At 55.2% G+C, this 13751-nt stretch carries 11 protein-coding genes; 5 read left to right on the top strand and 6 right to left on the bottom strand.

All coding sequences use genetic code 11. The features are described 5' to 3' along the window. Positions 1–404 precede the first annotated feature (404 nt). Entirely contained in the window at positions 405–1922 is a 1518-nt protein-coding gene (locus U738_RS12265; RefSeq protein ID WP_035580849.1) for an NCS1 family nucleobase:cation symporter-1, read from the top strand. Positions 1923–1955: 33 nt separating this feature from the next. Here the strand turns inward: U738_RS12265 and U738_RS12260 are convergent, their stop codons facing one another. After that, positions 1956–2858, bottom strand: coding sequence for a LysR family transcriptional regulator (locus U738_RS12260; protein WP_035580846.1), 903 nt, complete (start codon positions 2856–2858; stop codon positions 1956–1958). Positions 2859–3061: 203 nt separating this feature from the next. On the opposite strand from U738_RS12260, the gene U738_RS12255 reads away from it, so the two are divergent. Further along, entirely contained in the window at positions 3062–5770 is a 2709-nt protein-coding gene (locus U738_RS12255; protein ID WP_035580843.1) for a bifunctional diguanylate cyclase/phosphodiesterase, read from the top strand. Here U738_RS12255 and U738_RS12250 read toward each other — a convergent pair. The 5 genes from U738_RS12250 to U738_RS12230 are packed head-to-tail and all read right to left on the bottom strand — an operon-like array spanning position 5767 to position 10620. After that, the gene (locus U738_RS12250; RefSeq protein WP_235208645.1) at positions 5767–6762 is read right to left on the bottom strand and encodes a CobW family GTP-binding protein; all 996 of its coding nucleotides are present in this window, start codon (positions 6760–6762) and stop codon (positions 5767–5769) included. The genes U738_RS12255 and U738_RS12250 overlap by 4 nt on opposite strands. A gap of 36 nt (positions 6763–6798) precedes the next feature. Beyond that, positions 6799–7833 carry a GTP 3',8-cyclase MoaA gene (gene moaA / locus U738_RS12245; RefSeq protein WP_051912816.1) on the bottom strand — a complete coding sequence of 345 codons (1035 nt, stop codon included), beginning with the start codon at positions 7831–7833 and terminating at the stop codon, positions 6799–6801. Beyond that, a complete protein-coding gene (gene moeA, locus U738_RS12240; protein WP_035580837.1) occupies positions 7830–9101 on the bottom strand; it encodes a molybdopterin molybdotransferase MoeA in 1272 nt (423 codons plus the stop codon). The genes moaA and moeA overlap by 4 nt, the downstream gene beginning before the upstream one ends. Beyond that, entirely contained in the window at positions 9098–9736 is a 639-nt protein-coding gene (gene mobA / locus U738_RS12235; RefSeq protein WP_035580835.1) for a molybdenum cofactor guanylyltransferase MobA, read from the bottom strand. Before mobA ends, moeA begins: the two co-directional genes overlap by 4 nt. Further along, the gene (locus U738_RS12230; protein ID WP_035580832.1) at positions 9733–10620 is read right to left on the bottom strand and encodes a formate dehydrogenase accessory sulfurtransferase FdhD; all 888 of its coding nucleotides are present in this window, start codon (positions 10618–10620) and stop codon (positions 9733–9735) included. Before U738_RS12230 ends, mobA begins: the two co-directional genes overlap by 4 nt. A gap of 194 nt (positions 10621–10814) precedes the next feature. On the opposite strand from U738_RS12230, the gene U738_RS12225 reads away from it, so the two are divergent. The 3 genes from U738_RS12225 (at position 10815) to U738_RS12215 (ending at position 13751) form a co-directional block, all read left to right on the top strand. Continuing rightward, positions 10815–11255, top strand: coding sequence for a DUF3305 domain-containing protein (locus tag U738_RS12225; protein WP_050713058.1), 441 nt, complete (start codon positions 10815–10817; stop codon positions 11253–11255). Further along, a complete protein-coding gene (locus U738_RS12220; RefSeq protein WP_035580828.1) occupies positions 11252–11839 on the top strand; it encodes a DUF3306 domain-containing protein in 588 nt (195 codons plus the stop codon). The genes U738_RS12225 and U738_RS12220 overlap by 4 nt, the downstream gene beginning before the upstream one ends. A 199-nt stretch (positions 11840–12038) precedes the next feature. Beyond that, positions 12039–13751 (top strand): 4Fe-4S dicluster domain-containing protein, encoded by a 1713-nt coding sequence (locus tag U738_RS12215; RefSeq protein WP_035580826.1) that lies wholly within the window; start codon positions 12039–12041, stop codon positions 13749–13751.

Raw genomic sequence — 13751 nt, 5'->3', positions numbered from 1 at the left:
TTTGAGTTTGTTTGTTTTTATTGTTCTGTGCAGGAGTATTCACTTTTTTGGTGAACCCTTGCACCGTTTTGATTGATCTGTTTTTTTATTTTAAATCATGTGGTTAATATATTTTTAATGAATGAATGTCGTGTTTTTTTGTTTAATATTGGTGCAAATATTTTTTTTGACCTAGCTTTGTTTAATTGGTTTTTGTTTGAGGTGGGAAAGACGAAAAGGTAACAAGCTAACAATAATATTGTTGTCTATAAAGACAGCTTTTTAATCAACGAGTTAGTCGCCCTGCTTTTATGGGTAGGCACACTTATTGCTTCGCTTCTAAGAGCCATGATTTCTAAGCGTCTTTTCGAACAGCTCCACTGACCGTGGGAGTGATGGACAACGCAATGCTGAGGAGATAAAAAATGACCGAAACAACCTCTCAGATGGTGGATCGAGACGGACTGATAGAGCTTGATGTAGGGGACGACGTGCGCAGTAGTTCACGTTTTAATGAGGATATTGCCCCTACCCAGGCCAGCGAGCGTACCTGGAGTAAGTGGAATATTGCGGCGCTATGGGTAGGTATGTCGATCTGTGTGCCCACCTATACCTTGGGTGGGGTATTAACCGCTTACTTTGGGTTGAGCGTGAGGGAGGCCCTATTCGCCATTCTGTTAGCCAACGTGATCGTGCTGATTCCTCTCACCTTAAACGCCTTCCCCGGTACTAAGTTTGGGATCCCGTTTCCCGTGGTACTGCGCTCATCGTTCGGTATTTTAGGCTCCAACGTGCCTTGTCTGGTACGCGCCTTAGTCGGTTGCGGTTGGTTTGGTATTCAAACCATGTTTGGCGGGCTGGCCATTCATCTGCTGCTCTCTGAGTTAATTCCCGCTTGGGCTGCGCTTGGCGGCGTGGGCGAAGTGATCGGCTTTTTTGTCTTTGGCGCGATGAACCTCTATGTGGTCATTCGCGGGGCGGAGTCGATCAAGTGGCTGGAAACCCTGGCCGCACCGCTGCTGTTAGCCGTTGGGGTTGGGCTGATGATTTGGGCGTGGCCCAACATGTCAATGACCGAGCTATTAGCTCAGCCGCCGTCGCGGCCTGAAGGGGCATCGGTGTACGGTTATTTCTTCGCAGGCTTAACCGCCATGGTGGGTTTTTGGGCCACGCTATCGCTTAATATTCCCGATTTCAGTCGCTTTGCCAAAAGCCAAAAAGATCAGATCGTCGGCCAGGTTATCGGTCTGCCGCTGACGATGTTTTTCTTTGCCGCGCTGGGGGTGGTGTTAACTGCTGCATCCGAGACGCTGGTGGGCCAGACGGTTGCTGATCCAGTACGTTTGATTGGCTATATCGACAGCCCCTTCTGGGTGGTATTAGCGATGCTATTGATCATTATCGCCACGATTTCTACCAACACTGCCTCTAATATCGTCTCGCCGACCAATGATTTTCAGAATATCGCGCCTAAATTGATTAATCAGACCCGCGGTGTACTCATGACCGGTGCGGTAGGCGTGTTGCTGATGGGCTACGATCTGCTGCAAAAAGCGGGTGTTATCCCGCCTGGGGTTTCCCTTGAGCAGATGTACTCCAACTGGCTGCTGGGCTATTCAAGCCTACTCGGGCCCATCGCGGGGATTATGGCGGTGGATTACTTCCTGATTAAAAAGCAGCGTTTGGATATACCGAGCCTGTATATGGACAGCCATGCCTATCCTGCGGTCAACATCGCGGGTTTTATCGCTTTTGGCGTCCCGGTGTTGCTCACCTTAATTTCGCTGTTAACCGGCACGATGAACTGGTTCTATGATTACGGCTGGTTTACCGGTTCGGCGCTGGGGGCCATTGTTTACTATGTGGCAAGCCAAGTGCTGGCATCGTCGCCTCAGGCGGGGCCCGCGCCAATAATGGCGAGCGAGGCGACAGAGCAGAGTTAAACAACGAAACCCGGCTTCGTGCCGGGTTTTGCTTTAGCTGCTCTTGATTAAGCGCAGAAAAGCATCAACGACGCGGTTGGGGCGTCGGTCGTGGCGGGTAATCAGTACAAACGGAATGCGGTAGTGCTGGGTAGCGGCATGCAGTGCCCGCATCTTACCTGCGGCCACCCACTGTGCAGCGACATGCTCAGGCAGAAAGCCGATAAAGCGCCCGGTAAGAATCAAAAAAGCGGCGCCCTCGCGGTCAGAGGCCGAAGCGCGCAGGCTTAGCGCATCATGCGCTTGGCGTGCCTCAACCGGTAGCGGATAGCGAGGCGAAATAGCGGCCTGCTCGGTGATATCCGCAAAGCTGAGTGTATCATCGTGTTCGGCAAATAGCGGATGGCCAGCCGCGCAGTAAAGATACGATGGCTCATCATAGAGGTGGCGCGCTTCTAAACTGGTGGGCAAGTTAACCGCTGGCACTACACCTACATGCAAGTGGCCATCCATCACGCCGCGAATAACCGCATCCGAAGGCTCCATATGAATATGCAGTGTGACCTCATGCTCTGGCGCGCTAAGCTCAGCCAGCGCATTGGTCACGTGCATGGCGGGCAGCGTCACCAGGTTGTCGGTGATGCCGATATTCAGCTCACCTTTAATCGTTTGATGCAGGGCGTTAACGTCACTTTTGAAGGTTTCAAGCGCGGTCAATAATGTTAGTCCCGCTTGATAAATCTCTTTGCCCTCTTCGGTTAAACTAAACCCGCCACGCCCGCGCTGGCAGAGCGAAAAGCCCAGCCGTCCTTCCAGGTCGTTCATATGCTGGCTAATCGCCGAACGGCTAATCCCCAGCGTGGTTTCCGCCGCGGTAAAGCCGCCGCACTCAACGACCGTCTTAAAAATACGGATGAGGCGTATCTCGTAGTCGCTCATTTGGCCCAGTGATGCCATAACAATTCCCTGGTAGTCGGCTATCAACGCATAACGTCACGCTTTTCAGTGCATTAACGGTGATAAAAACTGATATACATCCTAAAAGCGCCGCGGCACTATCGGTCAAAGCGACGTGTCAACGCGCGCTATGTGTTGTTTATGGTTACTTTTTACACTGTATCAGGTGTCCCGATGGGTTACCTGAATAAGGCTTCTATGCGATGTCCGTGACTCCCATTAATGTAAATGATGATGTTTTGAAGGCTACCAAGACCTACCGCCAGCAGCGACGTCATGTGATTGCGTTATATCTGTTAGCTCTGTTCGTCATGGTGGTGCTGTTCGGTTGGTTGCTGAGTGAACAGCATAAGCAGGAAATTGAGGCCGCCGAATCACGTATTACCGCCCGCGCTAATGTGGTCACTGAGTGGGCGAAAGGCGTGTTCGCACAAAGCGGGCAAGCGCTGTTTGGGCTTGCGGAACTGCTAGCACTACAAGGGATGCCTGAGGGTGACAATATCCAGGCGTTTCAGCGCGCATTAGAAAACTTGACCCTGTATGTCCCTATGGTGGATGCAATCGCTGTTGTGGACTCTGAAGGGCGTTTAGTGGCGAGCGGTCGCGTCAACCGAAGAGCGAATGCTGATGTCAGCGAGTCAGCGTTTTTTAATGCCTTTAAGCAAGCAGGGCAGGAGGAGCTGATTACCCCGCTTTACTGGTCTGACATTGATCAGCGCTACTATCTGTACCATGGCCGACGATTAGAGACCTCGGCCGGAGAATTTGCAGGGGTGGCCATTTCTAGCATTGTTCCTGAAGTATTTGCCGACTCGCTTGAGCAGATGAGTGTCTACGACGGCGAGAGTATTGCCCTGGTCGACCCCGGTTTGAAATTTATTGCTCGGTACCCGATACCGGAAGAGCAATTTACCACCGGCAGCCAAATTGTAAGCCCCGAAACGACCGAGTGGCTAGCCCGTGGCGAGTCTACTTGGTCAATCAATATTGACTCACCTATTGATGGCCGAAAACGGCTGTTTCGCATGCTGAGAGTAGGCGAGTATCCCATGCTGGCCGTGGTCGGTGTTGACCTTCACGAATTGCTATCGGCCTGGCGGCAGCGTGCTCTGATTTTAACGCTAGTGATGGTCGTCATTGCTTTGCTGGGCGCTTGGGGGGCACGCCACTACCTGAACCGTTTAGCGTTAGCGCATCAATTACGCCAGCGTATTGAAGAGCGTGAGCAAGCGCGTGCCGAGGCGCAAATCGCCGCTGCCGCTTTCCAAACGCACTTAGGCATCCTGATTACCGATCCCCAGGGCATCATTCTCAAGGTTAACGAGACCTTCAGCCGGATTACCGGCTACAGCGAAGCCGAGATAGTCGGTAACAACCCGCGTATGTTTAGTTCTGGCTTACAAAACTCAGCCTTTTATCGCCGTTTATGGAAGCGTGTTATCAAAACCGGTAATTGGGAAGGTGAGATATGGAACCAGCGTAAGAACGGTGAACTGTTCCCCGAGTGGCTAACTATCAGCGCGGTGTACAGCGTAGAGGGCGCATTGACTCATTACGTGGCCACCATGAGTGACATCAGCGAGCGTAAAGCCGCTGAGCAGGAGATCCATCAACTGGCGTTTTATGACACCTTAACCGGCTTGGCGAATCGGCGCCTGTTTATGGATCGCATCGGTACCGCCCTTAAAGAGCTTCAGCGCCATCAGCGTTGCGGTGCGCTGTTATTTATCGACATCGATAATTTCAAGCAAATCAATGACACTCTGGGGCACTATGCGGGAGACCAGGTGTTACAGAGCGTTGCTCGGCGGCTCGGGCAGATGCTGCGCGATACCGATACCTTGGCCCGCCTGGGTAGCGATGAGTTTGCGGTGTTGATTGAAGGCGTTGATAGCAATTACGCCCAAACTACACGGCTTGCGGAGCGTATCGCGCATAAATTGCTGGCAACCCTTAATGCGCCAATCACTCTTGCCGAAGAGAGCATCACGGTGACCGGTAGTATCGGCATCGCGATTATGGCGAGCAATGAGTACGGCGTAGATGATTATTTGCAGCAGGTGGATATGGCGCTCTTTCAGGCTAAGAGCGGTGGCCGCCATGGCGTGTGCTTTTTTAATCCTTCAATGCAGGCCGCGCTACTCGCCCATGTAAAATTAGAGGCGGATCTGCGCCAAGCCCAGGCTAGCCAGCAGTGGCAGCTTTATTACCAGCCCCAGGTGGATCATCACGGCGCGATCAATGGCGTGGAAGCGCTGCTGCGCTGGCATCATCCCGAGCGTGGCATGGTTTCTCCAGGTGATTTTATTCCGCTGTTGGAAAGCTCTGGGCTGATCAACGATGTGGGCGAATGGGTATTGGAAGATGCCTGCAATCAGCTAGCACGCTGGGCGCAGCACCCCCAGCTAAGCAAGTTGACTATCTCCGTGAATATCAGCCCGCTGCAGTTTCGCGATGAGAACTTTTTGCAGCGTGTGGAAGGCGTATTTGCACGGACTCAGGCGCCACTTCAACGGCTAAAGCTTGAAGTGACCGAGTCACTGTTTGTGGAAGCGCGTGATGACGCTCGTGATAAAATGCTGAGTCTGAAAGCCAAAGGGGTGCGCTTCTCGCTGGATGATTTCGGCACTGGCTACTCGTCACTGGCCTACTTGGCTCAGTTGCCGCTTGATCAGTTAAAGATCGATCAATCCTTTGTTCAGCAGGTGCTTGAAAGCCAAGCCAACGCGGCGATTGTTGAGAGTACCATTGTCCTGGCAGAGAGCCTCAATCTCGAGGTCATCGCGGAAGGGGTTGAAACCAAAGCGCAGCAGGCATGGCTGCTGGCCCATAACTGCCACGCTTATCAAGGCTATCTGTTTGGACGCCCGGTCACCGCCGAGGAGATTGAACGGCTAATGATGGGCCATTAGCCATCGTGGCGGGCGAGCCGACATTGCTCGATATCCAGGCTCTCTACCGTCAAGGTGTCGGGAAGAATGACTTCCAACCGGGAGTCTTGCCGCCATGCGCTGGTTTCGATGCTTAAGGTGCCAGCAGCGCGATTAAGGCGTTTCCAGCCGCTATCGGTATGAAACACGCCTTTAATGCGCGCCTCCTTGGGGAGTTCGCCCAAACATTTGGCTAAACTATCCAGCTCGAAGCGCTCGCTTGGGTGCCAGCGTAACCCGGTGCTGGTGTAGCCCAGCGAGGTGCCGGTTTCCCGTTGGGGCTTGCCGGGCGGGGGCGGAAAATCGAAGAATGACCCTTGTAAGCTGGGAGCTGCAGCCAACTGTTGATGACTGGCGGGTACGCTGATATCGAGCGCTTCAGCGCTTCCGCTTTGGGTCAGCAGCGCTATCGGTAGTTCGCCTTGCGGGACTTCCTGCACCCATTTTCGCGGTGGCCAGTGGTCAGCCACAAAAGCGTGGGCGGCGCTGAGCTGTTCGTGGGTGCTGTGGTCGAGCATGGTCAATGCCACGGCATCGGCCATATTGAGCTGATCGCGGAAGGTGTCGTGCTGTAGGGCGCGGGTGTCGTCCATTCGGCGTGGGTCGAGCGTGGCAATAATGTCGCGCACTTCCACCACCTCTTGAAAGGCTTCGCCGCGCAGTAGGTCCAGTAGGCCTGCCGGGTGGCCAAGACCAGAGGGTTCGATGATGACCCGGTCGGGCTTGCTGCGGGCGAGTAGATTGACCAGTGCCGCCTGGAGTACAAAGGCGAGCTGGCAGCACAAACAGCCGCCGGGCAGGCCTTTCACCACCACATCATCGCGGGCGTCAAACATGGCTTGGTCGATACCGATTTGGCCAAACTCGTTGACCAGAATGGCCCACTTTTCATCCACAGGCTTCTGTTCGATTAGACTGTGGATAAGCGTAGTTTTGCCGCTACCCAGAAAGCCGGTAATGATATGTACTGGCACTTTTCGTTTGGCGCTTTCTTCTGACCGAGCCAACGCCTAGCCCCCTGTCATATTCATAAAGCGTACCACCTGCACATCGCCATCGGTGGTGAAGTGGTGGCGCTCCGGCTTAAGCGGCAGGGCGTTGATAATCGCTTCTTTCAGCACCTGCATATTGCCGGGGTGGCGGCGCAGCACGGCGCGCAAATCCACCGAGTGTTCGTTGCCTAAGCAAAGCAGCAAACGGCCTTCCACGGTCACTCGAACCCGGTTGCAGGTGTCACAAAAGTTGTGGCTATGGGGGGAGATAAACCCAACGCGGCTGTCGCTATCGGCCATTTTGAAGTAGCGCGAGGGACCCGGTGTGGTTTCGGTGGTGGGGATCAGCGGGTAGCGGGTTTCGATCAACTCTTGAACATCGTCGCTGGAGTAGAAGGTTTCCGCCCGTGAGTGGTCGGAGACATCGCCCAGCGGCATCTCTTCGATAAAGCTGATGTCTAGACCTTGCTGGCGGGCAAAGGTGACCAGGTCGATGACTTCGTCGTCGTTGCGACCTTTTAAAATCACCGCGTTGAGCTTGATACGCTTAAAGCCCGCTTCCTGAGCGGCGTGAATACCGTCGATCACTTTGGCCAGATCACCGGTGCGGGTAAGCTGCTTAAAGCGCGCCGCATCCAGCGAATCCAGGCTGATGTTCAGTCGCCGCAGGCCGCTGGCGTAGAGCTGCTTGGCGTGCTTGCGCAGACTGGCGCCATTGGTGGTCATGGTGAAGTCGTTAAGCCCTGGCATGGCGCCGATCTCATCCACCAGTTGCTCTATGCCACGGCGCACCAGTGGCTCGCCTCCGGTAAGACGAATTTTCTCAACCCCAAGCTCGGTAAAGGCGCGGGCAACCATGGCGATTTCTTCCAACGTGAGTACCTGGGCGCGGGGCAGAAACGTCATCTCCTCGCTCATACAGTACACGCAGCGGAAATCGCATCGATCGGTGACCGAGATTCGCACGTAGCTAATGCGCCGCCCAAAGTCATCAATCAACTGCTGATCAGCGCGTGTTTGAGACGGTTGTTGTAAGGATCGTTGCTCGGTCATAGCCATCCCGTTAGTGGTTGTATGCTGACTACCTCGCCTGGTTGCGCGCCGTCTTGGTCGTCGGCAAGCTCAATCAAGCAATTTGCAGCCACCATCGAGGTTAAAATGCCCGAACCTTGGGCGCCGGTGCTGCGCACGTGTAGCTGCCCTTGCTCATCAGTATGGTAGATGCCGCGAATAAAATCAGTACGCCTCAAGCGGCTTTTTATAACGTCATCGGCTATCGCATTGAGGCGATGGGGCGGCCTTGTCGGCTGCCCACAAAGCTGATCCAGCAGCGGCGCCACAAACTGTAGAAAGGTTACCATGACGGCTACCGGATTGCCGGGCAGGCCAACAAACGGCGTACGTTTTGCGCCCAGCCAGCCACAGGCCATAGGGCGGCCAGGGCGCAGCGCCACGCGCCAGAAGGCCAGGCGGCCCAATTGTTCCAGCGCCGCACGGGTAAAATCAGCTTGGCCGACGGAAACGCCGCCGCTGGAGATCACCAAATCGCTCTGGTCGGCGGCCTGTTCAAGGGCTTCTGTGGTGGCTGCTAAGTCGTCCGGCAGAATGCCCAGGTCGATGACGTCGGCACCCTGTTCGGTAAGTAATCCGATCAGCGTAAAGCGATTGGCGTCATAAATGCCTGCTTTAGGTAACGGATCGCCGGGGGCAGTGACTTCATTGCCGGTGGAGAAGATCGCTACCTTCGGGCGTCGGCACACCGTTATTTCGGCATAGCCCAAGGAGGCTAAAAGTCCTAGGGATGCCGCATCAAGCCGTGCCCCCTCAGGCAGTGCCGTGTCACCTATGGCAATATCTTCACCGGCCTGGCGAACATGCTGGCCGTGTTTGAGGCGCTCAGGCGACTCAATGATCACATGCTCAGGCTGCTCATCTAGCGGTTCGCTCAGTTGTTCACTCATCACTACTGTGTCTGTGCCCGGCGGTAATGGCGCGCCGGTGGTGATGCGCACGCAGTGACCGGCTGGTACCAGTTCCCGGCGGTACTGCCCGGCCAACACCTCACCGGCAAGCGGCCAATGGGTTTGTTTGGCCCCAACACCTTCCCTAGGTAAGGCTAACGCGACGCCATCCATGGCCGCATTAGTGTTTTGTGGCACGTTAATGGGTGCCTGAATGGTCCCCGCCAAGCGGCGGCCGTGTGCCCGTGCCAAAGGGATATTTTCGCTGCCTAGCGGGCGCTCAATCAGGGTGGCAAGCGCATGGCGTGCTTCTTCCACGCTAAGCATCTGCTCGCCAAGATCAAAACAGGAGAGCGTCATCGAACCTCCTTCGCTGAGGTATTCAGCAGCGTTGCTTCCAAGTGAAGCTTCTCCTCCTCGGTATTCAGATTGGCAAACGCATCAGGGCAGTCCGACATATCGACCCGGCACCAGTCGTGACGCGCGTACCAGCGGTCAATTTTACGTTCACCTTCGGCAAGGGTGGCAGCCAAATCATCGGCGAGCGAGGTGCGTATTAACGCAACGACGGGGTGCAGTCGTTCACCGTCAAAGGCTACGGCGATGTCATGCTCGCCGTGCTCAGACGCAATACCTTCTACCATGCGCGCCACTAAATCATCGGGTAGGGCGGGAGAATCACAGGGGGTCACCAGTAACCAGGGGGTTTTTGCCGCCCTTAAGCCACTATAGATGCCCATCAACGGGCCTTTAAAGCCGCCTTCCTCATCGTCCATTACTTGATCAGCAATCACACGATCAGCAAAAAACTGGTAGGCGTCGGCATTTCGGTTGGCATTAATCAGCAGCTCGGCTACCTGGTCTTTAAGGCGTTTCACTACATGGCCGACGAGTGGCAGGCCCGCGAACGGCTCAAGCCCTTTGTCGCGACCGCCCATCCGGCGACCTTCGCCGCCTGCGAGAATCATGCCGGTGAGTTCGTGGGTAGGAATCATGGGCTTGTCTCTTTTGTTAAGCTTGCTTGGCTAGATGACCGGGCATGCGATGGCTTCGCTGGAATAGCGTCCAGCGTTAAGCGGTTGTGGGTATTGATCGCCTGGAAGTGGCGGCCTTTGGCGCGGGCGATCAGCATCACCCCAAAGCGCTCGGCCAGCTCAACGCCTTTTTGAGTAACGCCGGAGCGCGATACCAGCACGCTAATACCCATTTGCGCCACTTTCAGCACCATCTCGGAGGTTAGTCGTCCGGTGGTGTAGAAGATATCTGCGCTGGCGCTGTCCGCCTGCTGCAACCACTGGCGTCCCGCTAAGGTATCCACCGCGTTATGCCGCCCCACGTCCTCTACAAAATCAAGCACGTTGGCTTGATGGCAGAGCGCGCAGCCGTGAACGGCCCCGGCGCTGCGATACGTCTCATTGTAGGCGTTAAGGTTTTGCAGCAGTTGATTGAGCGTGGATTGAGCCAGTTGGGTATCAGGCAGCGCCGTCAGCGCGGTTTGGTCGAGCAGTTTGCCAAATACCGTGCCCTGACCGCAGCCGGTGGTGACCGTGCGGGTGCTTAAGCGTGCTTCTAAATCTTCGGGCAGGTGACGAGTAATCACTACCGCCGCTTCGACGTCCCAGTCGACCTGCACTGCCTGTAAATCGTTGGCTGCACGCAATAGCCCTTGATTGCGCAGATAGCCCACGACTAAGGCTTCCGGATCGTCGCCCAGTGTCATCAGCGTGACAATTTCACGTTTGTTGAGGTACACCGTCAGCGCTCTTTCAGCGGCGATCGCCTGCTGGCGTGCATAGCCATACTCGTCAACGATACTAATCTCGGTGGTGGCCGGTAAGCGGGCTCGGCTTATCTGCAGGGTGGGCTGAAGGGCAGGCATGGGTAATCCTCGCGAAATGGTTCTCGCAAAACGACAGGGTTGACGATGATGGCGCTGGAGATGCTTACTTGTCTACCCATTCAAGCGCTATCCTAATAAGTACCATCCTCATAAGTACTATCCAAATAAGTACTATGCTAACAAGTATTGGTCTTTCAAATGCCATCCATTCAAGGTTCAGGGTTTTTAAATATATGAGTGATAACCTACGCCCAATCAGTATTACCTTGGTGGCCGAGCCCAAGCAGGTGAAAAGTTTTACGCTGACCCAGTGGCGTATTGTTGAGCTTACACTGGGCGACCAGGGCGAGAATGTACTTAATCTGCAGCTGTCGATGACAGAGCGTGCAGCCTACCGTTTCAACCTAACCTCTAAGACGCCACGGCTATTTGTGCGTGCGGGCTTTACCGGCCAAACGCCCAAGCCGGATGCGATCACCGCCAGCCAGGACGTCGCGGCGGGCTGGATGGATGGCGAACAGCAGGTGCTGGAATCGCCAATGCCCATGGCTATTCAGGTATGGATTGAGAGCTACCTTGCCCGTCATGGCGAGGCGCCGCTGGAGATGCGCAAGAAAAAGCGTAAAGGGGCAGGGCGCGCCAAAGAGATGCCCACTAAGGAGCAGCCAGAATGAGTCGTTTAGAGCGCTGGTCGCGGCTGAAGCGTAATATACCAACGCAAAAGGACGAGCCAACCGCGGGCGCACCCAGTGATGAAGCGTCCGTGGAGTCGGATGCTGCGGCTTATCATGAGGCCGAGCAGCCGCAACCCGCATCTGAAACACCGCAAGAACCAAAACGAGCGCCAGAACCAGGCAGCCTCGATCATACCTTGCCTGACCCGGATACATTGGCCGCGGGCAGTGACTTCAGCGCCTTTATGGCACCGGGAGTCAGTGGCCCTTTACGCAGGCAAGCATTGAAACGGCTATGGGCAACCGGCAACTACAACGTCCGAGACGGCCTGGATGACTACGACGCCGACTATAATAAACTGTTGAAGCCCATGGGATCCGAGCTCGCCAGTAAACTGCGCCGTTGGACCCACAAAGTGGAAGAGGCGGTTGATAAAACATTAGACGAATCCGAACCCCCAAAAGAGGTAGCCGCCGACAAGCGGGCCGAACCCTCAACACTCACTGATAGTGACAACACTGAAAAAAATGCTTCGCTAGACGACCAGTCTGATTATTTATCTAGCCCTAAGACGAAAACATGAGAATGGCGTTAAACTTATAAAAATCAATATTTTGAGCATGCGATATGTCGCCAGCGTTGGCAGCGTTGACGGTAATCAGGTTGGCAAATATCGAATTTCGCCATACGCTGAACTTAGCTTCAACGCATTGTTATGCCACAATAGTTAAATAATATAACTCAAAATTATAATAAGAATTATTCACTGACCGTGAGAACGCATGAACCAACGAATCCAACTGGCGTCGATAGACGACCAGCGTAATGCTGAGGCTCGGGAATCGGTACGCCAGCGTATCTCCTGGCCCGCTAATTTAACGCCTGCCAATGTGACCTATCACAGCCGCGGTCATGCGCTGTTGATAGGGTCAGCAGACGACGTTTATCCAGCCGCTCGCGCGCTCCAGGGGCGCGGCTTGGCATCGTTGACGCTGCTAGTCACCGATAAAGGGAGTGACGCTGTCGATGCCCTCGGGTCTAGCGAGCCTCTGATTAGCCAAACATTGACCCGCGACCAGCTCAGCCAGCTGCGTATTAACGGTTATCTGGGAGCCTTTAGTGTCCAGCTTGATGACGGCGATTCAGTGCTGAATCTTGCTCGCGCGCTGATAGAGCGCGACGGTTTTGACCTCATCCTCGACCTTGCTGCGGCTACCCATACCCAGCGCTGGGAACTGCCACCGCCAGGTTATGTGGTGATGCAGTGGCAGAGCGTTGAGCAACGCAGCGACACCCTCGACGATTTTGTCGGGCTGGTGGGCGAATTCGACAAGCCACGCTACTTTCAAGTTAATAGTGACTTATGTGCCCACTCCACTAGCGGCAATATTGGCTGTACCCGCTGTTTGGATGTTTGCCCCGCGGATGCCATCTCCAGCATTAAGGGGCGGATTGAGTCGCATATCGAAATTGACCCCTTTCTTTGCCAAGGCGTGGGCAGTTGCACCAGCGCCTGCCCCACTGGGGCTATCGAATTCCGCCTGCCTGAAACCCGCCGCCAGCAGGATACCCTCTCCGCTTGGCTGGGCGCCTACCGCGAAGCGGGTGGTCAAGCGCCGGTGCTGCGTTTTATTACCCATGATTCCCAAGATGCTGAGCGAGCAGCGGGTGTTGTCACCGCAGGCCATATCATCGACGCTCCGCTAGAAGAGCTGGGCGCAGCGGGCCATGACCAGTGGCTAACCGCTCTGGCCGCCGGTGCCGCCGAAGTGCGTATCCAGCTGCACCCCAATATGCCTGCCCGCTTAAGCGCTTTTTTGACCGACCAGGTTGCCCAAGCCCACGCGTTGCTGGATGCCTTGGGCCATGATCGCGCGCGCGTCAAGCTGATTGAGATAGCCGATAGTACAGGCCGGGATGCGCTACCGGCGCTAACGCCGTTGACAGAGTCACCGCTTAGCCTGCCAGAGCCAGAAAAGCGTGCGCGTTTGAACCGCGTGCTGTCTCGGCTGGCCGAACTGGGTAACCCCAGCGGCGAGCGGGTTGCCGTGCCGACAGGCGCTGCCTACGGCGCCATTCAAGTCGATAGCGATGCCTGCACGCTCTGCCACGCCTGTGTCAGCAACTGCCCGACTCCGGCATTAAAGTCAGGCGGCAACACGCCCGCGCTGAGCTTCCTTGAAGCGGACTGCGTGCAGTGTGGTTTGTGTGAGCAGGCTTGCCCGGAAAATGCGATTACTTTGCTGCCCGGCTTCCTGGCATCCGATGCCCGCGAAACGCGCCACATCTGCCACGAAGAAGCTGCTTTCGAGTGCATTAACTGCGGTAAGCCGTTTGCCACCGTCAGCACGGTCGCTACTATTAAACAGAAGCTGGCTAACCACCCCTACTTTGCTGGTGAAGCGATGATCCGCCTGGAAATGTGCGAAGACTGCCGGGTAAAAGATGTTTGGAAAACCATGATTCGCGATCCCGACGCGCAACTGAAGGTATAA

The organism is Halomonas sp. TG39a, assembly GCF_000744395.1.
Taxonomy (GTDB): Bacteria; Pseudomonadota; Gammaproteobacteria; order Pseudomonadales; family Halomonadaceae; genus Vreelandella; species Vreelandella ventosae_B.
This window is presented reverse-complemented; position numbering and strand designations above follow the sequence as displayed.